The sequence below is a fragment of the Marinococcus luteus genome (genome assembly GCF_900106595.1).
Lineage (GTDB): Bacteria > Bacillota > Bacilli > Bacillales > Marinococcaceae > Marinococcus > Marinococcus luteus.
Window position 1 is genome coordinate 253,203 of the sequence record NZ_FNNC01000002.1, and the last position, 21,167, is coordinate 274,369.

A 21,167-nucleotide genomic window follows, 5' to 3' on the forward strand; every position below is an offset into this window, starting at 1 on the left:
TAATAAATAATTTTATATGTATTAAATGAATAGATTCATTACAAGCCTTAACCTTTTCGAATTAACCTGCTAAATTATTATACATTAATTATTCCATTATGTAATTTAAGTACATAATTTATAAAAATCAAAAGTATATTTTAAACCTCAACACAAAGCTATTTTCCTCCTAACTGGCAGTGAATTCAACAGATAAATTCAATTTTTTAGGAAAAAATCCTAAACTATTGTTTTGTACTGCTTGTCTAAATTCGTGCTATCCTCATGGTTCGTAACATAATTTTCCTTTGTGCATTCCACATGTGCATTTCACAAACATATTCATTTGTTATATGATAGATATGTTTTCTTGACCATTGAAACAATGAAGGGCTAAGTACACTAATTAAAAATCAACAAACAGTAATGGGGGTATATAATATGATATTAGTTACAGGAAGTAACGGCTTTGTAGGCATGCATACAGCAAAACGTCTCTTGGAAGAAGGGTATGAAGTTGTCGGGGTCGATAACAATAACGATTACTATGACGTGAATTTAAAGTATAGCAGACAGGAGCGGCTGGAAAAACACGACGAATTTCACTTTCATGAATTGGACCTGGCCGATGCAACTGCTCTTCAGGAAATTTTTCATACATATACGATTACGGCCGTCATCAACCTGGCAGCGCAGGCAGGCGTCCGCTACAGCCTGGAACGTCCGGATAAGTACATTCAATCCAATATTGTCGGCTTCTCGAACATTTTAGAGATGTGCCGTCACCACCAGGTAGAACATCTGATTTACGCTTCTTCCAGTTCGGTGTACGGGGCAAACAAAAAAATGCCTTTCTCGCCGGAGGACGGCGTGAATCATCCAGTCAGCCTGTACGCGGCGACGAAAAAGTCCAACGAGCTGCTTGCACACACATACAGTCATCTGTATGACCTGCCGACGACGGGCCTGCGTTTCTTCACCGTGTACGGAACGTTCGGACGCCCGGATATGGCGTATTTCAAATTTGCCAATAAAATCGTGAATGACGAGCCAATCCAGGTGTACAACAACGGCGATATGATGCGGGACTTTACCTATATCGATGATATCGTGGAGGGCATTGTTCGCTTGATCCCGGCAGCACCGAAAGGCGATAGCGCATGGGACGCGGAGAATCCTGACCCGTCAACGAGCTATGCGCCTTACCAGGTATTTAATATAGGCAACAACCAGCCGGTTGCTTTGATGGAATTTATCGAAACGCTGGAAAAACATCTCGGCATGGAAGCCCGGAAGGAATACCTGCCGATGCAGCCAGGAGACGTGCAGGCGACCTACGCGAATATTGACAGTCTGCAAAAGGCTGTCGGATTTAAGCCGGTTACTTCGCTTGATCAGGGCATTGGAAAATTCGTGGAATGGTATAAGGAATATTATCCGGAATATTTCTCCGTCCAATCAACTTCTAAAAATAATTCCAAACATTAAACCCAAAAAACCAGCCTGCCGACGATTGTCAGCAGGCTGGTCTTTATATTCTATGTATTTCTTTAGGCGAAAAAAACCTATGACACCTGCGGCTTGACGTTAGTAGTTCCGAGACCAAAACGGTGAACCATAACCAGCGTCTGCTCCATCGTATGTTTAGTGTCCGGAGTCACGAAGGTGACTTTTATACTCTCGCCGAGCAGCACCTGCTTGCCCGCATCCTGGGAATCTTTTTTTACCTCGACAATATATTCCAGTCCATACGACGGCTGTTCTTCTGAAGCCATATACACGTTCTGCCATTCGATTTCTTCAAGCAACTCCTGCATTTGCTCCCACTGCACGTAATTGCGGATGAGCCGGTTCATGCCCTCGTACATATAATGGTCTTTATTCACATGGTAATAGCGGCGGTTCTGTACTGGGCGGCCGGTAATCAGATCCATCTCGCTCAGCCGTTTTAGTTCCACGCGTATGGCGTTGGCTGAATCGTTGAACTCGCGGACAATTCTTCGTAAATATGTTTCTTCCTCGTATAAAAAAACTTCACGAGTAACCGTAATCTTGTTTTCGATGTAACTAATTGATGCAGCAACAATTTTCCTCCTCCGGCGGTGATAATTTCAACAGGCATCTTCAAATGAGCGGAAAAATATTTGAATCCGGTTTTTAGTTCCTGTTTATTGCATCGGCTGTTTTGACAGGTTTCTGAAGGTATTTTGAAAAGTAATTTACCGGGAGCGCAAAAAACTGGCTGCTTTCCTTCTAAAGAACTTTTCATAAAAGCAGCCGGCACCTAATTTAGAAGTCGGCAGCCACGCTTTTCTGCTTCTGCCTGTATAACTGCATCAAAATAACTGTCATCGTGAGCGCCCGGGCCGCCATGCCCAGAATCAGCGCCCAGCCTGCTCCTTCTATGCCAAATCCCGGTACAAGATATAAGGAAAACCCTGCCGTTACGGCAAAAGAGACGGCGTAGATAATCACCTGGTGCTTAAACATGCGGGTCGCAATGAGCGCAATGTTTAAAAAACCGCCCGAATACCAGAAGAACGCTGCAAAGGAAGTCAGGATGAAAATATGATGGTAGGCTGCAAAGCTTTCCCCGTAAATGATCGACAGCAGAACGTCTCCCCCGATCACTACTACCAGCACAAAAGCTGCGCCCAAAAGTGCCGAAACAATCAGCAGGAGGCGGAGAAGCTTTACGTACTGCCCCGTGTCTGCACTCCAGTAAGTACGAAGACGCGGCAGACAGGCCTGCGACAATGCACCGATAAACATCTGGCCGGCCATAATAATATAAACAATCGAAGCGTAGTAGCCAAGCTGCTCGAGCCCGTTCACCTGCTCGATGATGACCCGCTGAATATTAATGTTCAGTACATCCAGCGCCCCGGCGATCCCAAGCGGAAAGCCGAGTAAAAGAAAATGACGGAACATGGACAGCTTTTCCCGGCTGATACGCAGAGCTGCCGGACGAAAGTGGTGGACTTTTTTTACATTTTTCATATCCACCAGCCATAGGGTTACTATGTTTGCCGCAGCCATGGTACATAAGGCAAGCAGCAGATTTTCCGTGCTCATTAAAACAATGAAAAAGCTGAGCACGTTCACGGTACCTCTGGCAATTTTAGAAAACGCGATATACTGCATGTTTTCTTTTTTCTGAAACAGCCCGTGGCAGATGTCACTCTGGGCTTCGAGGGCTTTCACTATACTCATGACGGCAATGATCCATACGAGACTGGCCTCGTAGTTCATCACCACCGCAGCTGCTGCCACAAACACAAATGCCGCTGTGGATGTGACCATGCGGAACAAATGATAATCTTCAAACGTGTATTCGCTCTCCTGGTCCGTCACCTGCACGGACCGTAGATTTAAATTAAAAAACAAAAAGAAAGGCGCAGCCAGGCCGAGGGCAAGCGTGTAAAGGCCGGCGAGCTCGACGCTGCTGAAATGAATGATTAATGCGATTAAAGCCCACTGCGAGATGCCGTAAAAGGCGTCGGCAAACACCACCCACGTAAAGTTTACCTTCAGGGACTTCGGCGCGGCTGTTGCTTTACCGGCCCTGGAATGATCTGCCTGCATCCTCTCTCTCCTTTCTACCCCGCGTCCGGATACTCGCCGCTCCGCGGGCTCATTTTCTCCTGGTCCGCCTGAATCGTCTGGATAAATTCCACGTAATCATTACCGGTTTCTTTGACTGCCGGCAGGGGACGACGGATGTCCGATTCCTGAATCTCCCGGAAGCTCTTCATCATGCTGCCGGTGCTCCGGGGGTCAAACAGTAACGTTTTCCCTTTATTGTGGTGTTCCCGGCCGTAAGGAAGATCGGCCAAAAGTACCGGCAGACCCGACTGCCTTGCTTCTACGATCGGCAGGCCGAACGTTTCCATTAGAGACGGAAACACCAGGGCGTCCATGGAGGTGTAAAGTGTATGCATCGCTTCGTAATTAACTTTTCCGAGGTAATGAATACCCGGCTCATCGCTGCCTTCTACTGTTAAAAACAGATCCACCGGATGCTCCGCCTGCTGGTTGTACTCCTGCACTGCTTCGATGAGCCGGGCGTTGTTTTTGTATTTTTCCTGATTGGTGACGTATACAAGCCTCGTCCCCCGGCTCTGGGCTATTGATTGGTCCTGGCGGGCACTCAGCGGTGCCTGATGCTTTGTCATATCGACTGGTTTAGGACGCATCACGTGAATCGGCGGATGCCCATCGTACCGTTTTTGCACCGCTTCCTTCATCCAATCAGTCTGCACGAAAATCCCGTTCATTCGCGGCATTGCTCTTTTGACGACCTGAGGCATGAGCAGCTTGTATTTGAGCAGGTTTTTCCACTCAAGCTCTCCCGGGCGCACGTCGGAAAAAGGGATCGGCTGATGCATTAAGCAGTACTGCGGCTTGTCAATGCCGCCGAGCGGTGTATTCTGCAGCGATAAAAAGACGTCGTGGTCTTTCATTTCCCTGCGAAGCACCCGGCGTTCAAACCACCACTGATGAGCCGGACTCTTTTTGGGCGTCTGAGTGACACGAACATCAATCCAGCTGCGCTCATATTCGAGCAGCTCCACGCGGGAGACATACGCCGTAATACGGATATCGTTTTTACTGAAATAATCCCCTGCGCCGGCCAAGTCCTCCAGACAGGCAGCAATGACGCTGAATCCCCCGCGGTCGCTTAACGCTGTGGCATTAATAAGAATTTTCATCATTTCAGCCCCTTATACTTTTTGTTTAACCTTTTCACCGGCATCTGACTTAACTTCTCCGCGAAGAGGAATGACAGGCACCGGCTGCGGGGTCATTTCATTATCCGCTTTCTCCATAAATTCTTTGTCGGCCGGAATATTAACCGCGCCCAGTATTGGCAGGCCGAGCACCGCTTCAAGATCCTCTTCAGTTTTGATTTTGTTATTCATCACTTCAAGCAGCAGCACAATCCCGAGGCCTCCGAGCACACCGCTTAGCAACGCAGCGCCCATATAAAGAAACGGCTGCGGCGAGACCGCCTCCCCGACGTCTTTCATTTCCGCTTCGGATAATACACTGACGTTATCCACGTTCATAATAGAAGGTACTTCCTGTTCAAACGTCTCTGTAACCGTATTTACAATTGCCACGGCAGCTTCAGGGTCCGCGTCCCGGACAGTCACTGTCGCAATCTGGGATTCATTTTCTGCAGCAACGGTCAGCTGGCTTTGAATGGCTTCTTCGGTACGTTCGACGCTTAAATTCTGTACGGCCTGTTCAATAATCGCCGGGCTTGTGATCAGCGTATTGTAAGTGTTCACCAGCTCCCGGCTGGACTGCCAGTCCTCGGAGGCCGGCGCCTCGCTCCCGCCCATGTCCGGGGTGACCAGTATCTGGGTGGATGCTTCGTATTCGGGTTCAGCGATGAACCATGTGTACACCGCCCCGGCAGTTAAAGCAGCAAGCACCACTAGCCCAAGCAGCTTTATTCGCTTTTGTACAATTTGAATCAAATCCTGAATGCCGAATGAATCCTTCATAGTGCCCCCCTTTTTTGGAGCCCGCTGCATGGTGCCTGCAGCCCGGGCAGTGGTTTCTTCCTGCGTCTGTATCCATTCCATCCGGGTCACTCTCCATGCCAGCAGAAACCACAGCAGTGGCTCTACAAGCAGGTAGGACGAGGATGAGTAGCTGTAGACGATCAGCGACAGCGCCAGCAAGTTCGCGAAAATAAGTGAATGATCGGCATGCTTTACAGTAGTCGTAACCAGGCGCCAGATCAGTCCTGCCACAACCGCTGCCCCGAACAGCCCGTACCGGAACAGAACCGCCCCGTGCAGAAAATGCACGTTATGCACCTCGGTCATGCCAAGCAGGGCCGCACTGGTGACCGACGGATCCAGCGACCCCGACATATCGATCGTGCCGCCCGCCCCGTAGCCGAACAGCCAGAACAGCGGATTGCTGCCGAGCGTTTCTACAATAACTTCCACTTCATACAGCCGCTGGCCGATGGTGACGTCTTCTCCGAGACTCATACCGGACGAGCCGCCCATCCCCAACATCACTTCAATCCGCCGGCCGAGAGCGGTAGCGTAAAAATCGATGCCGAGCATAGCCAGCACGCTTTCTCCGGCAAGCGCTGCCACCAGCCCAACCAGGCTGAACGCAAAGACGAAATGGAGTATCGGCTTCCAGCGGTTTTTGATCAAAAGCACCACTAAAAGCACCAGCACCATTACGATCACCGTCAGGAGAAGAGAACGATTGGAGCTGATCAGTAAAAACACGAGCGGCCCGATCTGCAGCAGGAGCGCCCCTGTATGCACGGTGTACAGCGCGTACAAAAATAAACCGACAAACACGATCAGAAGGGTCACCGGCACCCAGCTGCTTAAAAAATACAGCCCGAGCAGAAGAACAGCCAGTCCCGCAGAGGCTGGAACCAGGTACCGTTCATTCATGTGAAGATGAATACCGCCAAACCGCGTTAACAAATAGATGGCAAGACCCACCACTAAATATGCCGTATCAGACAGAATGTACGTCCACGTATTGGCGTTGGCAATGCCGATAATGGCACTGTAGCCGATCAACATGCTCCCGAGAACCACGACGGCCATATCCCCCTGCCTGACTTCCGCCTGCTGGTTCATCATATACAATGGCAGCCAGATGAATGTGATACCGAGGACGAGAAGCAGAATGAACATGCCGCGAATATAGGGAGTATGTGAAAATCCACCCATGCCGAGGACTTGTTTAAAAATAACGGCACCTGCAATATTTGTGATAAAGTAAACGCCCCACAAATAGTACAGCCACATTTTTCCCGTGCGATTATGAATGAACAAAGACTCCCGCCCTCCCCTATCTCCGGCTTTTTTACTTATGACGCGCCGGAAGCAGCACCAGCTATTCGCTACACCTGCTGAAACACCGCTTTGTACTTATCAATCGACTGCCGGCGCGTCAGGTGCTGTTCCAGGTAAAGCCTTCCCTTCCGGCCGATCGTCTCTCTTTCTTCCTGCGACAAATCGTAATAGCTGTAGATGGCATCGATGATTTCCTCGTACTGCCCGGGCTCTATCACTACCCCAGCCCCGGAACGCTCGATGATGACTGCCGCTTCGCTCCCGTTTTCGAGCACGCCGAGTACAGGTTTACCGACGGCAAGCACCCCGTAGATTTTACTCGGGACCGACACCCCTTTAATGCCCTTTTGGTTTACAACCAGATGCACATCCGCCGCATTCAAGGAATATTTGATGCGCTCTTTCGGCTCGTAGGGAAAGAAATATACGTTTTTTACGTGACTCGCTGCCACGTAGTCCTGCATCTCTTTCTTTTTCGCTCCCTCGCCGACAAACGCAAACACAATGTCCGGATGGTCGCGGAACGCTTCTGTGATGCGGATAATGTTTTCCAGATCGTAAAACAATCCCAGATTCCCGGAATACATCACCACAAATTTGCCCTCCAGCCGCTTTTCCTGCAAAAAGGCAGCCACGCCCGCATCCGTACGCGGTTTTGGAACCAGATCCTCTTCATCCACCCAGTTGTGGATCACTTCGTAGTCCGGCGTGCCTGCAGTGAACCGTTTCTGCAGAGTCGCTGCCATATCGCTTCCAACCACAATATTCAAATCGGCATAGCGGCAGTTTAATTTGTCCACGGCGGCAGCAATTTTCGTTACTACCGGACTCGGCGAATAGGAGACCGCCTCGGCCTGCTCCGGGTTAAAATCCTGGATATTGTATATATGCCTGGACCGTTTCATCCTTTTTCCAATCGTTCCGATTAATCCTCCGAGAATTGGCGGCTGGGAGACAGTATAAATAACGTCTACATCAGATTCCTTTGTTAATACGCGCAGCGCTTTAAAAAAATAAGCCGCCATATACTTGACCCGGCTGACTTTGGATTGCTTATTCATTTTAGGCAGCTTCATTCGGATCACTTTGACGGCACCGTTCCATTCAAGACGGTCCGGCAGAGCTTCCTGCAGCTCGTCTGCGTAATGCGGATGCGAGGTGATGACGGTAATATGGAAGTCCTTCTGCAGCTCAAAACAGAGGTCTCCCATCAGCTGGCCGAGTGATGCTACATCGGGCGAAAAGTAATTAACGACAAATACAATTTTTTTCATATACCTGCTCCCTGTGCCTGTTTTAGTGGTTTTTCTCCGGCGGTCCCAACGTCTGGAAAACGGCTTTTCAAAAATGCGGCCGGGTTCCCTCCGTGGATTTCATTGGCCGGTATATTTTTGGTTACGTTGCTGCGGGCAGCAGCCACCGCGTACTCTCCCAGGGTGACCCCCGGATGAATAAATGCTCCAGCCGCCGCCCAGGAGCCCGTCTCAAGCGTGATCGGTGCTGTGATTAAATCAAAGGAAACTTTTTGTAAATGGTGGGACCCTGTGCATAAATAGGTTTTTTGCGACACGACGCAGTGATCTCCGATCGTAATCTGATCGAGACTGTAAAACACTGCTTCGTCCCCCACCCAGGAATGCCCGCCAATCGTTACCTTCCACGGATACGTAAACCTGGCGCTCGGGCGGATTTTTGCCCCTTTTCCCACCTGCATGCCAAAAGCACGAAGGAGCCGTCTGCGAAAGCCATACATCGGATGGAGCGAAAAACGGAACAGGGTGCCCTGCACCAGCCACCAGAGCAGGATGAACCACCCCGGACGCCCACGGTCGTAATCTGATTGGTCATAACGGTCAAGCTGAACCTTCATGTGCTGCTCCCTCCTCTTTTAGCTCTCCGGGAAACACGTGCTTTAACTTTTGTTCCCAGCCCAGATGTTCTTCGGCATAGCTCCGGATGCGTGCCGGCGTGTTCCGGCTGCGGTACTGCCGGTATTCCAAAAACAGCTGCTCAATGTCCACCGGGCTGTCATCTGCCGGAGTTCGGAACACAAAAGGCAGATGCTCCGGAAAATCACTGTCCTCGGAGGAAATCATAAACGGAATTCCCCGGGCGCAGTATTCTCTGTTTTTCAAGGAAGAATCCCCGAAAAAATTACGCCGGTGGTTTCCGAGAATCCCTATTCCCACGTCCGTTTTTTCCATCATCTGATCGAGCCTGCTGCCGGTGAGCGTACCGTGAAAAATCACACGGTCTGCCACCCCCTGGTCGGCTGCCAGCCGTTCCAACTCTTCTTTCACCGGACCATCGCCAATAATATGAAATTCCGGGTTCACATACGCCGGGCACGCTTTCATTCCGCGGATGACCCGGTCATACGCATGCCACGGGGCTAAATTCGCGACACCGGCCAGTACGAAGGCGGACGAACGTCGGTTTTTATCTTTTTGCACAAGTGGAGAAGCGGCGAGATCAATTCCGTTTTTGATGCCTGCAACTTTCGGGTCCGTCACCGGGGCAATAGAAACAGCGACAATTTTTTGCACGAAAGGATAGACCCCGAAACGAAACGCCGCCTGATCCGCTATATACATACTATAGGCTTTCCAGTTCTGTTTGGATGGGATTTCCACCGGATAATCCGGAATTTCATAGTACGTCTTCCGGCTCCTGCGCCTGCATTTATACAGCCATATGGACAATTGCGGTGTCACTGGCTTCATTCTCCGGATATAGACCTCCTGCACATCGAGAGCCTCAGCCATCGATTCAGCAAACTGTAAATATTCCTTCATCCGAAAATAGCTGGAAGCTTTTCGTTTCCATGCCGGTGTTTCTACAAAAACAGCTTTTGGTGAATAACGTTTTTCCTGTACCAGCTCCTGCCCGTTCGCCGTATCATAGCAGACGACCCGGTCCTTCCGGGAAAGCAGCAGATATGCGTGCCGCCCCAGGTTGTTCATCGCCCTGCACTGGGCCTGGACTTTTTTTATAAATCCTACAGCGTCTGAATCTTCACGAAGAAAAGCAACGTATAATAATTTTCTTTCCACACCAGCGCCTCCTCCGCTTATCATATTGCTCCGGAATGCCTTTTTAATACGCTCCCTGTTTTCGTAAAACTGCTCCTGCCGTTTTGAACAGAATGAAGATATCAGTGGAGAGACGCTGACGGCGGATGTATTCAAGCTCCAGGTCCATTCGTTCCGGATACGTCAGGTCGCTTCTGCCGCTCACCTGCCACAGACCGGTCATGCCAGGTTTGACTGATAAAAACAGCTGCTTGTTTTCAGCATATTCTTCCAGCTCCTCTGCAATAATCGGCCGGGGACCGACCAGACTCATGTCCCCTTTTAACACATTCAGAAGCTGCGGCAGTTCGTCCAGACTCGTTTCACGTAAAAACCGGCCGGTCTTTGTAATCCTAGGATCCTGCTCCGACGGCAGCTTGTAGCCATTTTGTACAAATTCGGCATACAGCTTTTGGTCGCGCCGAAGCACCTCTTCAGCGTTGACCACCATGGTCCGGAATTTATAAATATAGAACGGCTTTCCCCCCGCCCCGATTCGTTTTTGTTTATATAAAATACTTCCTTTTTGTTTCTCCTGCATATTCATGAAACCGATTATTAAAAATAGTGGAGATAACAGGACAAGCAGCATTAAGGATAGTACCGCATCCATCACGCGTTTGGCCTGTGCCTGATCCACCGCCTTCTTCTCATCTTTAATCGGCATCGTTGATCTCTGCATTTTTTTCCCTCCTCTTATTTGTTTCAGAAGCACCCGAACCCGGCTGCTTCTGAACGAAAACTAAACAGTAGATCTTAAGAAGTTTCACGGTACAGGCCCGGCGTTTGCTGGCGGCTGCCGTAATGGTTCAAATCGCTCTCCACCATCATTTCCACCAGCTCCCGGAATCCGACTTCAAGCTCCCATCCGAGCTTTTCCTTCGCCTTCGTGCAGTCGCCGAGCAGAAGGTCCACCTCGGCCGGCCGCACAAATTTCGGGTCGGTCACGACGTAGTCTCGCCAGTCGAGGCCGACGTATTGAAAGGCAATGTCCACCAGCTCTTCGACCGTGTGCGTTTCGCCAGTGGAGATCACGTAGTCATCCGGCTCGTCGCTCTGCAGCATGAGCCACATTGCTTTCACGTAGTCGCCGGCATAGCCCCAGTCGCGCTTGGCGTCGAGATTGCCCATCCGGAGCTCGCTCTGCAGCCCGAGCTTGATGCGGGCAGCGGCGTCGGTCACCTTCCGGGTCACAAATTCCATGCCGCGCCGCGGGGACTCGTGGTTGAATAAAATACCAGCGCAGGCAAACATATCAAAGCTTTCCCGGTAGTTGACGGTAATCCAGTGGCCGTACGTTTTGGCCACCCCGTACGGGCTGCGCGGCCAGAACGGCGTCGTTTCCGTCTGCGGCGTTTCAAGCACCTTGCCGAACATCTCGGAGCTTGAAGCCTGGTAAAAACGGGCGTCCGGCTTGGCGATGCGGACCGCTTCAAGCATGTTAACCACGCCGACGGCGGTAATCTGGCTGGTCGCGATCGGCTGCGGCCACGAGGTGGCTACAAACGACTGGGCCGCCAGATTGTACACCTCGTCCGGCTGTGCCTGCTGCACAGCATTGATGAGAGACGACAAGTCGGTCAGGTCGCCGTCGATCCATTCAATCTGGTCCTTTACGTGTTCGATGTTTTCAAAGTTCGGGGTGCTCGTTCGGCGCCGGAGGCCATAGACCTTGTAGTCTTTGCCCAGCAGAAATTCCGCCAGGTATGAGCCGTCCTGGCCGGTCACGCCGGTAATAAGTGCTGATTTTGTCATAGAGAAGCAGCTCCTTTGTTTGGTTGTGCCGCGTGGCTGGTATACCAGTCGTACGTCGTCTGCAGTCCTTCATTAAGCGTTGTTTTCGCCTGCCAGCCAAGGCTGTGCAGCCTGGTGACGTCGGTGCGTTTCCGGAATGTGCCGTCGGGCTTACTTGTATTAAACACAAACTCGCCGTCGAAGCCGGTGACGGCTTTGAGTGCTTCGGCGAGCTCCCGGATCGAAAGGTCCCGGCCGGTGCCGATATTCACCATGTCCGTGCCGTCGTACTCGTTCATCAAAAAGACGCACGCGTCGGCGAGGTCGTCCGCGTACATAAACTCCCGGCGCGGCTCGCCCGTCCCCCAGATTTCAACGTTGGCATCACCGTTTACTTTCGCTTCGTGGCACTTTCGCATCAGAGCCGGGAGTACGTGCGACGTTTCCAGGTCGAAATTGTCGTTTTTCCCGTACAGGTTTGTCGGCATCGCGGCAATAAAGCGGGTGCCGTACTGGCGGTTATAGGACTCGCACATCTTCAGGCCGGCAATCTTTGCGATCGCGTACGGTTCGTTTGTCGCCTCAAGCGCCCCGGTCAGGAGCGCCTCCTCTTTAATCGGCTGCGGGGCGTGTTTTGGATAAATGCACGTACTGCCTAAAAACAACAGCTTTTTCACGTTGTACTTGTAGGCCGCATCGATCACATTTGTCTGAATAAATAAGTTATCCCGGATAAAATCCGCCGGATACTCATTATTCGCAGTAATCCCGCCAACTTTCGCGGCTGCTAAAAACACGTAATCTATCGAAGAGGATTGAAAAAAAGCGTCTACCTCGGTTTGGTTTCGTAAGTCGAGCTCGCTGCTCGTCCGGTACACCAGGTTCGTATAGCCCTCGCTCTGCAGCTTCCGCAGAATCGCGGAGCCTGCAAGCCCCCGGTGCCCGGCCACATATATACACGCATGTTTTTCCACTCAGGATCCTCTTTTCCAATAAGATTTTGGCGTTTTGTAATACCTGCATCTATTCAAAACAGATGACTGAAGTCTGAATGCCAATGGTCTGTCTTTCCATCTGCAGCAGCGTTGTATGCGCAGCTGCCGCAGTTAAACCGGAGGCATTGAACCTCTCCTCACGCAGCGCTGTTGACGATGAACGTCTAAGGCTTTAAAAAAGCCCTTAGCACTGCCGAGTGCCTCCGCGTGATACCGGTGCAGGAGACATGACCGAAAAATTTTAAAGAAAGCTATTTAATGAACTTGGCGGCGGAGCCGTTGTGGGCGCGGAGCACGTCCTCCCATGTGTCATGGACCCGGACGGTGTCTTCGTCGCTGATGTCCATGCCGGTCTGCACCTCCACAATTTCCAGGTCCACGGTGGCCCGGATCGCGTGCTTTGTTCCGGCCGGCAGGTGGACTACATCTCCCGCTTTGATGCGGTACATATGGTTATCGACCGCAATTTCGCCTTCCCCGCGTACGACTGTCCATACTTCATCGCGGTTATGGTGGTAGTGAAGCGTCGAGTTTTTACCGGACTCCAGCAGTATCCGCTTCGTAATCATCATCTGGCCGTCCGGATATTTGGCGTAGTCAAGCACCCGCGACCATCCCCACAGCCGCTCCTCGTACATCTGCGGATAGCGGAAATCCTTAATGAGCTCTTTAATCTGTGAGCTCGACTCTTTGTTAGCGACGATAATTCCGTCAGGACTCGACACAATCACCATATTGCTGGCATCGATGACTGCAACCGGGATGTCGAGTTCGTTGACGAGGTGCGTATTGACCGAGCTTTCGGAAATGATGCCTTTCCCGGTCTGGCTGGAGGCAATTTCCTCGGTGAGCGTATTCCACGTGCCAAGATCCTTCCAGTCGCCATCATATTTTAAAACGGTGATCTTTTCCGCCTTCTCCACGACCCGGTAGTCAAAGCTGATTTTGGGGATCGTATGGTACTGGCTTCTAAGCAGCTCGTACTCAAACGGCAGCTGCTCCTCCTTGAGAATCTGAAGCAGGTAACCCATCGTAAAGCTGAATACGCCGCAGTTCCACAGCGCCCGTCTGTCGATGAGCTGCTTTGCGGTTGCTTCGTCCGGCTTTTCCGTAAAGGCTTTGACGGTAAAGGCCTCGGTGCCCTTCTTCCGATCTTCTGGGACGATGTAGCCGTACTTGGTGGATGGATATACCGGCTGGACCCCCATCAGGGCCATGTCGCTCGTGCCCTCCTGGATCAGCCGCTCCAATAGTTCAAAATTTTCAAAAAAAGTTGTGTCTACGAAGGCGTCGACCGGCAGCATTACAATTACCTCCTCCGGAGACGCTTTTTCCACGGAAAACAGGTAGCTCGCCGCAAGTGCCACAGCGGCGAATGTATCCCGGCGCTCCGGCTCCATGACGAGCGGCACGTTTTCCCCGAGCTGGCGTTTAATCAGATCCTTCTGTGATTCCGAGGTGGCAATCACCGCCGAGGAGGCAAGACCGCATGCTTCAAGCTGCCTCCACACCCGCTGGACCATCGACTCCTTTTGGCCGTCCGGCCCGTCGAGCACCTTTAGAAACTGTTTGGATCTCGTATCGTTGGACAATGGCCACAGCCGTTTTCCCGAACCTCCGGATAACAGGACTAAGCGCATCTGCATTCCTCCTTGTTTCCTGAAATTTTGGACAGAATTTCCTTACATTCGTTTAAAAAAAGTGCGTTTCTTGTGCAGGGGCTCGGGCGGGTCGACAAACGCCGGCGAACCGACCAGCAGACGCTTGGTATTTTCCTGCAGCTCCCGGGCCTTTTTCAGGCCGAGGACTGCAGCGGTCTGCTCGTAGGCAGGCTTTAAACGGAAAGGCACGCTGTCTGCCTGCGAAGCGATAAAATGAGCCAGGTTTTTCCGTAAGAGTTTCAGGGCGAACCGCTGCTTTTTGCGGCCGTGCTGCCCGGCAACTGCCTCCGCACTCACCTGCGAAAGTGCCCCGTGGGAAACAAAATAATACAACGGATCGTCTGTTTCGGCAGACCCGTAAAGCCGTTCCGGATGCGTCATGATTGGAATATAGCCTTCGAGCTGCATGGAGTAAAACAGCGTTTTAATCTGTGCGAAGGTATCACCGGTCTGCATTTCCACGAGTACGTAATTGGTGTCTTCAAGCGGCAGCAGCTGCCCGGATAAAAGGTCACCTGTCACCTCCTTATGCAGCGTAATTTCATGTCCGCTTTTTACATGCAGCGGAATGCTTTCGGCCCGGAGCTGCATATTAAAGTCAAGCACGGCTTGTTTGACGGTCAGGCCGTCGTTTTCATAGACGCCGGGCCGGTAATGCGGCGTGGCAAAAACCGTCTGGATATTGTTTGCGACTGCTTCTTTCGCGATGGCAATGCTTTCGTTTACCGCCTCCGGCCCGTGATCAAGCCCCGGCAGAATGTGTGTGTGTATGTCGATCATCCGGCGTTCCCCCAGGTTGTTGTTTCGAGTCGTTCCTTGCGGGGATCGCCTTTACGCCCGGCCGGCGCGGTCCCTCTCGGTTCCCCATTGGTACAGGGCCTGCAGCCCTTTGGCAATTGACACTTCCGGGTACCAGCCGTACCGGTTGATTTTCGACGTATCGAGCGTTTTTCTCCGCAGGCCTCCGGAGCCGGAACCTGTGAAAAATACGGCGCCTCTGTAGCCGGTAATCCGCTTGATCAGCATGACGAGCTCCTTCGCGCTGACCTCCCGCTCGGTACCGATATTGACCGGCCCCTTTTCGTTGTAGTGATTCATCACAAACACGCATCCGGACGCCAGATCTTCGCCGTAGATGAGCTCCTGGAAGGCGGGTTCTTTTTCCGGAATCTCCACCTTCGCCTGCCACTGGTCGCGGGCCTGAATGCACCTCTGCATCGCATCGGCCACCATCCCGCTCCGTCTGTTCATATCCTCCACTGCGTACATCCGCGGCGCCACCGAGATGTGAAAATTCGTATTGGACGCCCGGTTGTAGGCCCGGCAGAGAGCGATGCCCTCCCGGGTCACCTGCGTCTGTTCCGCGTATACCTCGTCGATGATGCCCCGCTGCAGAAATGTCTCCTTCAGCGGCTGCGGGGTGTATTTGGGATACACATGAATATCGCCGAGATACAGCAGCTTTTTCACGTTGTAGCGGGCGGAGGCTTCGAGCACATTTGCCTGCTGCCAGCGCCTCGCCTGCAGCCCCACTGTTGTATTTGATTCCGCGTATTCATAGCCGTCGGTCATGAAAACATATTCAATATTTTCCTCCGCAAAAAATGTATTCACTGCCTGAATGCTTTCCATTCCCGTGTCGACGCCGGTGCGCACGACCACGTTTTCGTATCCCTGCTTTAATAGGTAGTGATAAATGGCGCTGCCTGCCCGCTCCTGATGATTAGTTACGTAAATCTTCGCCTGTTTATCCAACCTGGCGGCCTCCTTTTATGATACTTTTTCTTTTTGTCTGCCTACGCTGATCAGCACCTGCTCAATATGGTTCAGCATCGAAGTCGTCGCGAATGTCACCGTCGTTCCCTCTCCGAGATAAAACTGCTTGCCCCAGTGCGGAGAGTTTTCCTCCACTTCAATCACATATTCCACCGGCGAGCTTCGTTTTGGATCAGGCGTAATATAGATGGTCTTCCACTCGATGCCCTTCAGCTTCTCGTGCAGCTCGTCCCAGTATAAGTACTGTTTAATGAGCGACTCCATCTGTCTGTGCAGGTAGTAATTTTTATTGATTTTGTAGTAGCGGCGGTTTTTCACCCAGCGGTCGGTAATTAAATTCATGTCATACAGCCGGCGCAGCTCGAGGCGGATCGCATTTGTTGACTCCTTGCATTCGCGCACGAGTTCACGCAGGTACGTTTCTTCCTCTGTCAGATAAAACTTCATTACGAGCCGCAGCCTTGTTTTGGATGTTACTAATTGATGCAAAACCATCTCCCCCTTCAGTCCCCTCGTCAATACAGATTGTGTGTTTCGCCGGTACTGTTACAGCGTTAGTGCCGGCGGTGTAACCCTTCCCCCTTCCAGCAGCAGATGCGTATTTTTCTGCATCCGCTCCCATTCATCCAGCCGGTTCATCCTGATAAATTGCTGGGGCATTTGATCCAGGCAGAACGGCTGGTCATGTGCACTGCAGGCGTTCGATGCCACAAAATGCACGAGCCGCTTTTTCAGAAAATACTTGGCCCAGCGCCTGTCGCTTCTTCCGTCGCGGCCAAGAAGCGCTCCGGCACTGATCTGCACGGCTGCTCCTTCATTCACGAGCGTCTCGATCCCCCCATGCCTTTTCTGAAACATCTGCAGCCGCTCCGGCGATGAAAGAATGGGAATGAAACCGTGATTGTACAGTTTTTTGAGCATCTGCCGGACGTATAAAAAGCTGTGGGTCTCATTCATATGAACGAGTACATAATTGGTATGCTCCAGCGGAAGTACCCGCTTTTTTACCAAATCGGTTTCCATTCCGTCGTACAGGGTGATTTCCTGTCCAGAGCGGACGCGGACCGGAATCCGGACTTTCAGGAGCTGAAAATTCAGAAATTTCACCGCCTCTGTCACGAAAACGGCCCCAAAATCATACGACGGATACCGGTATCCCGGCGTTGCGTAAATAATGCTGACACCGGCCGCCGCTGCCTGCTTCGCCATCTCCAGGCTTTCTTTCATCGTTTTTGGTCCGTGATCAAAGCCGGGGAGGATATGGGCATGCATCTCAATCATGTACTCACCTCTTTCATTTCGAGTAAGTCAAATGGCCTACGTGATATTTTTTAGAATATTTTGCCTGTTGCCGTTTCTTTTATATTAATAGTCCAGTATAATTATTAATAGTAATTACCTAGTCATTAATAATCACACAAATGTTAATAGTCATATGACCTTTTCTAGGAAGATGGGACCCCGCACGGGATTGCCCCGGCGAAAGGGAGTGGACCTGAATGAACCGCCGCCAGCGAATCTTCATGTATACAATCCAATTCATAGCCATCATCGCAGCCGGACTGTTCGTGTACATGGAGTCGCCGGACGAGCGGTGGCTTGCCGCAGGCCTCTGCTGGGTATTTGGTATTATCCAGGTGACCCGGCTCGTGCTTCTATCCATACCGCTTGCCCGTTTTTCCTCTGTAATGGTCATCAGCCTTCAGTTCATCATTGCCTGGGTGGTCCAGGCAATTGCCGGAGGATTTGTGCCCCAGACGCTCTTTTTCGTCTTAATTGCCGAGCTCGGGTACAGGGCGCCTAGGCGCTTCAGCTTTCCGTTTATGCTTCTTTGTTTCGGAGGATTTGCAAGTGCCACGGCATTTCACGAAGGATTTCCGGCTCCTGCCGCTCTCACCTTTGTCCTGCCCCGCTTTATCGAATATGTGCTGTTCTGGGGATTCAGCTATCTGGCCCAACGCTCCACCCTGCAGCGCAATGAACTGCAGCGGGCCTACGACCGGCTCCGGCTGTACCACCGGGAAATGGAGGATAAATCCATCATGCAGGAGCGGCTGAAGCTCTCCCGCGACATTCATGACAGCGCCGGCCATTATTTAACCACCTCCATGATGGCGCTCGAAACAGCCAAACGGCTGCTTGAAAAAGGAGAAGTCGAAAAAGCCCGCGCCCAGCTTCAGACGTCCAAGCACCAGGTGCAGGAAACCATGAAAGAAATACGGAAAACGGCGCACTCCATGGCACATACCGACGGCTTCATCGACCTGTCGGCCGCGCTTGAGACACTTCTCGTCTCCACCCGCGACACCTCGGATGTGCGGATCGAGTGGCAGTTTGACGAGCCGCTGCCCCCGCTCCGGGCGGAGCAGGAAATGCTGTTGTACCGGATGCTCCAGGAGGGGCTTACCAACGGCCTCCGTCACGGTGGGTGCACGTTTTTTTCCTATACACTGTCCACCCAGGTACCAGGCCAGCTGATTGCCCGGCTCGAGGATAACGGCCGGACCGTCACGAAGAACGTCAGCTACGGATTCGGCCTGCGCGGGCTCTCCGCCCGGGCCGAGGAGCTTGGCGGCCTGCTCCGTTTCGAAGCACTTGCGGAAGACCGAAACGGCATGGCGCTCGAGCTGCGCCTGCCGGTGAAGGACCGGAGCCCTTACACCCCGTCATAATAAGGAACTGACTATTTATACGTGTAAATCTCAGCATAAGTATAAGAAGGAGGATCTGCAGATGGATACCGTTCGGATAGGGATTGTCGATGATCATGCCATTGTCCGGGACGGACTGGCGATGATCATGGAGCTTGAGGAGGATTTGGAAGTGGTCGGCATTGCGAGAAACGGGGCGGAAGCAGAAATGATGCTTACGAACGAGCTTCCGGACGTGGTGATGCTTGATGTGTACTTAGAAGGCAATAACGGCATTGAGTGGCTGCCGGACTTTCAGCTGACATCGCCGCAGACGAAGTTTATTATGCTCAGCTCCTATGTGGACGCTGAAAACGTCATCCAGGCGCTTGCGAACGGCGCGAAGGGGTTTCTCCTGAAGGACTGGGAAAGCGATGAGCTCGTCCGCTGCGTGCGCCAGGTGGCTCACGGCCAGATGGTGCTTCCGACATCGGTATCGGAGACGCTGAGCGACCAGCTCGCCGCCCGCAACCGCACGGACGGTGCCCCGCATTTTCAGGAAACCGAGGACACGACCGGGCTTTCCCTGCAGGACCGGCGGATTATGGACCTGCTGCTCGCCGGCTACTCCAACCAGGAAATCGCAGATACGCTGTTTTTAACGCTCGGCACCGTCAAAAATTACCTGACCGCCATCTACCGGAAAATCGGCGTCCGCAACCGCCGCGAAGCAATTGCCTATTTCCAGCGGCGGCACAAAGAAACCGGCTCCTGAATTGCAGGAGCCGGTTCGTTTTGTTTATCCATAATAGTAGTAATAGCTTTGATCCATGCCTTTTTTCTGGTTCAGAATACAGCCGAGGATCGGCACACCGCTCACTTCCAACAGTTCCTTGGCCTTTCGGGCGGCATCGTTTTCAGTGGATCCGGCTTTAACGACGAGAATGCTTCCGTCACAGTGGCGGGAAATAACCTGAACATCTGTCACCGCCAAAACCGGAGGCGCGTCAAACAAAATCACGTCGTATTGCTCGCGGGCGAGCTCCACCAGGTGCGCCATCGAACGGCTCCCGAGTATTTCAGACGGGTTCGGCGGAATCGGGCCGCTCGGCAGAATATCGAGATTCGGCACTTCCGTTTCCTGGACGTACGACGCGTATTCTCCATGATTTGTTAAAGCATTAATCATTCCGTGGGTGTTCATGCGGCGGAATGTGTAGTGCACGGTCGGCTTACGCAGGTCGGCATCGATAAGAAGCACTTTCTTTTCCTGCTGGGCCATCGTTACCGCCAGATTCGCCACCGTAGTGGATTTCCCCTCTCCCGGGCCTGCCGAGGTAACAACTATTGCCTGCATTTCTTTATCCACCGAGGAATATTGAATATTAGTACGAATCGTGCGGTATTGCTCGGAAACCGGTGATTTACTGTTCAGCCAGGTAATGAGTTTCCGCTGATTCGTGTTCGTCTCTTGCTTCTTTTTTCGTGCCAAACGCACACACTCCTTTTGATTTCTGTCCATTGCTCATTATATCGGCCGGGTGCTTCATTCATTATAGGCGTAGTATAGCATATTCAAACAGGCTCCGGCCCTTTTTCCCAAAAAGTAGGACCTTTTTATGACCCGTTTTCCGTCCAATGCTGCCAGATGCCGTCCGTCCAGGCGGTATGCCCCTGTTCGGTCGGCACCGGCGTATCTTCGCCGACGTAGTCAGTCAGTTCTTCATCATCCACTGCCGGCCAGGCACTCCAGTGGTTCAGGTAGGTGACCCCGGCCTCATCGGCATAGCCCTCCACGGCGTCGAGCTGTTCTAAGTAATACTGCGCTTCGTACCACGGCTGCGGCGCACTAATATAATACGCACTGTCGTTTTCCTGCACCGCTTCCGTAATTTCACGGGTGGCATAGATGGTATCGTCGCTGCTGACCGTTCCGTTATCACTCACCGCAAACGGCACAAAGATAAACAAATCGGCCCCGGCTCCGGCCATTTCCTCCGGCCCGCCATCGTTCAGCACTTCAAGTGACGTGCTGTCATCATATGTAATCGTTTCTACTTCCGTGCTAATTCCGTCCCAGTTCTCCTCTATCCGATCGGCCAGCTGCTGGGGAAAGCTGTTGTCGCCTTCTGAGGTCACCGCATCGGATCCGGCCACAACAAGCCGCAGTGGTTCCCCGGATTGCTCAGCTTCTTCAAGCTGATTCTGCAGGCCGGCATTGAGCCCTTCAGCATTGATGCCGCTCTCCGATCCACCGCCCCTGGAAGAATCATCACTGCCGCCGTTCTGCTGCCCGCTGCCACTGGCTGCTCCCCCGGCATTGTCGATGCGGTCCTGATAGTACAGCCATCCTACAATCAGTACCACAGCCGTGATCAGGACGAGAATAAATAACCCAATTGATCGTTTCATGAGATCTCCCCCTGCTCATTATTCCATTCTTAAGTATCACGAAAATCTTTCAGATTGTAAA

General features: G+C 51.9%; 20 protein-coding genes. 3 read left to right on the forward strand and 17 right to left on the reverse strand.

Annotation, left to right across the window (positions count from 1 at the left end; genetic code table 11):
- Positions 1-420: 420 nt before the first annotated feature.
- Positions 421-1,467 carry an NAD-dependent epimerase gene (locus BLV22_RS06630; protein ID WP_091612902.1) on the forward strand — a complete coding sequence of 349 codons (1,047 nt, stop codon included), beginning with the start codon at positions 421-423 and terminating at the stop codon, positions 1,465-1,467.
- Between the two features lie 77 nt (positions 1,468-1,544).
- On the opposite strand, the gene BLV22_RS06635 is transcribed toward BLV22_RS06630, so the two are convergent.
- The 15 genes from BLV22_RS06635 to BLV22_RS06705 all read right to left on the reverse strand — a co-directional run bounded on the left by BLV22_RS06635 (position 1,545) and on the right by BLV22_RS06705 (position 17,345).
- Positions 1,545-1,913: a hypothetical protein gene (locus BLV22_RS06635; protein WP_091612904.1), complete on the reverse strand. Its 369-nt coding sequence runs from the start codon at positions 1,911-1,913 to the stop codon at positions 1,545-1,547.
- A gap of 355 nt (positions 1,914-2,268) precedes the next feature.
- Positions 2,269-3,564, reverse strand: a complete 1,296-nt coding sequence (locus BLV22_RS06640) for a lipopolysaccharide biosynthesis protein (protein ID WP_091612907.1) — start codon at positions 3,562-3,564, stop codon at positions 2,269-2,271.
- A gap of 14 nt (positions 3,565-3,578) precedes the next feature.
- Complete coding sequence (locus BLV22_RS06645) at positions 3,579-4,691, reverse strand: glycosyltransferase (RefSeq protein WP_176967687.1); 1,113 nt, start codon at positions 4,689-4,691, stop codon at positions 3,579-3,581.
- Positions 4,692-4,703: 12 nt separating this feature from the next.
- Positions 4,704-6,806 carry a YveK family protein gene (locus BLV22_RS06650; protein WP_091612913.1) on the reverse strand — a complete coding sequence of 701 codons (2,103 nt, stop codon included), beginning with the start codon at positions 6,804-6,806 and terminating at the stop codon, positions 4,704-4,706.
- Between the two features lie 68 nt (positions 6,807-6,874).
- Positions 6,875-8,101: a glycosyltransferase family 4 protein gene (locus tag BLV22_RS06655; RefSeq protein WP_091612916.1), complete on the reverse strand. Its 1,227-nt coding sequence runs from the start codon at positions 8,099-8,101 to the stop codon at positions 6,875-6,877.
- Positions 8,098-8,697 (reverse strand): putative colanic acid biosynthesis acetyltransferase, encoded by a 600-nt coding sequence (locus BLV22_RS06660; RefSeq protein WP_091612918.1) that lies wholly within the window; start codon positions 8,695-8,697, stop codon positions 8,098-8,100. Before BLV22_RS06660 ends, BLV22_RS06655 begins: the two co-directional genes overlap by 4 nt.
- Positions 8,681-9,880: a glycosyltransferase gene (locus tag BLV22_RS06665; protein WP_091612921.1), complete on the reverse strand. Its 1,200-nt coding sequence runs from the start codon at positions 9,878-9,880 to the stop codon at positions 8,681-8,683. Before BLV22_RS06665 ends, BLV22_RS06660 begins: the two co-directional genes overlap by 17 nt.
- A 43-nt stretch (positions 9,881-9,923) precedes the next feature.
- Complete coding sequence (locus tag BLV22_RS06670) at positions 9,924-10,580, reverse strand: sugar transferase (protein WP_218130597.1); 657 nt, start codon at positions 10,578-10,580, stop codon at positions 9,924-9,926.
- Positions 10,581-10,654: 74 nt separating this feature from the next.
- On the reverse strand, positions 10,655-11,653 hold the full coding sequence (gene gmd / locus BLV22_RS06675; protein WP_091612923.1) for a GDP-mannose 4,6-dehydratase: 999 nt from the start codon (positions 11,651-11,653) through the stop codon (positions 10,655-10,657).
- Positions 11,650-12,606, reverse strand: coding sequence for a GDP-L-fucose synthase family protein (locus BLV22_RS06680; protein ID WP_091612926.1), 957 nt, complete (start codon positions 12,604-12,606; stop codon positions 11,650-11,652). The genes gmd and BLV22_RS06680 overlap by 4 nt, the downstream gene beginning before the upstream one ends.
- Before the next feature lie 272 nt (positions 12,607-12,878).
- On the reverse strand, positions 12,879-14,267 hold the full coding sequence (locus BLV22_RS06685; protein WP_091612929.1) for a sugar phosphate nucleotidyltransferase: 1,389 nt from the start codon (positions 14,265-14,267) through the stop codon (positions 12,879-12,881).
- 42 nt (positions 14,268-14,309) lie between these two features.
- Positions 14,310-15,068, reverse strand: a complete 759-nt coding sequence (locus tag BLV22_RS06690; RefSeq protein ID WP_091612931.1) for a tyrosine-protein phosphatase — start codon at positions 15,066-15,068, stop codon at positions 14,310-14,312.
- A 51-nt stretch (positions 15,069-15,119) separates the two neighbouring features.
- Positions 15,120-16,043, reverse strand: a complete 924-nt coding sequence (locus tag BLV22_RS06695; protein ID WP_091612934.1) for an NAD-dependent epimerase/dehydratase family protein — start codon at positions 16,041-16,043, stop codon at positions 15,120-15,122.
- Positions 16,044-16,058: 15 nt separating this feature from the next.
- Positions 16,059-16,553 carry a winged helix-turn-helix domain-containing protein gene (locus tag BLV22_RS06700; protein WP_091612937.1) on the reverse strand — a complete coding sequence of 165 codons (495 nt, stop codon included), beginning with the start codon at positions 16,551-16,553 and terminating at the stop codon, positions 16,059-16,061.
- Positions 16,554-16,610: 57 nt separating this feature from the next.
- The gene (locus BLV22_RS06705; RefSeq protein ID WP_091612940.1) at positions 16,611-17,345 is read right to left on the reverse strand and encodes a tyrosine-protein phosphatase; all 735 of its coding nucleotides are present in this window, start codon (positions 17,343-17,345) and stop codon (positions 16,611-16,613) included.
- Between the two features lie 218 nt (positions 17,346-17,563).
- Here BLV22_RS06705 and BLV22_RS06710 point away from each other — a divergent pair, with 218 nt between their 5' ends.
- A complete protein-coding gene (locus tag BLV22_RS06710; RefSeq protein ID WP_091612943.1) occupies positions 17,564-18,736 on the forward strand; it encodes a sensor histidine kinase in 1,173 nt (390 codons plus the stop codon).
- 61 nt (positions 18,737-18,797) lie between these two features.
- On the forward strand, positions 18,798-19,469 hold the full coding sequence (locus BLV22_RS06715) for a response regulator (protein ID WP_091612946.1): 672 nt from the start codon (positions 18,798-18,800) through the stop codon (positions 19,467-19,469).
- A gap of 24 nt (positions 19,470-19,493) precedes the next feature.
- On the opposite strand, the gene BLV22_RS06720 is transcribed toward BLV22_RS06715, so the two are convergent.
- Both BLV22_RS06720 and BLV22_RS06725 read right to left on the reverse strand, forming a co-directional pair.
- Positions 19,494-20,186, reverse strand: a complete 693-nt coding sequence (locus BLV22_RS06720; RefSeq protein WP_091612949.1) for a CpsD/CapB family tyrosine-protein kinase — start codon at positions 20,184-20,186, stop codon at positions 19,494-19,496.
- A gap of 125 nt (positions 20,187-20,311) precedes the next feature.
- The gene (locus BLV22_RS06725) at positions 20,312-21,106 is read right to left on the reverse strand and encodes an SGNH/GDSL hydrolase family protein (protein WP_091612951.1); all 795 of its coding nucleotides are present in this window, start codon (positions 21,104-21,106) and stop codon (positions 20,312-20,314) included.
- Positions 21,107-21,167: the final 61 nt, after the last annotated feature.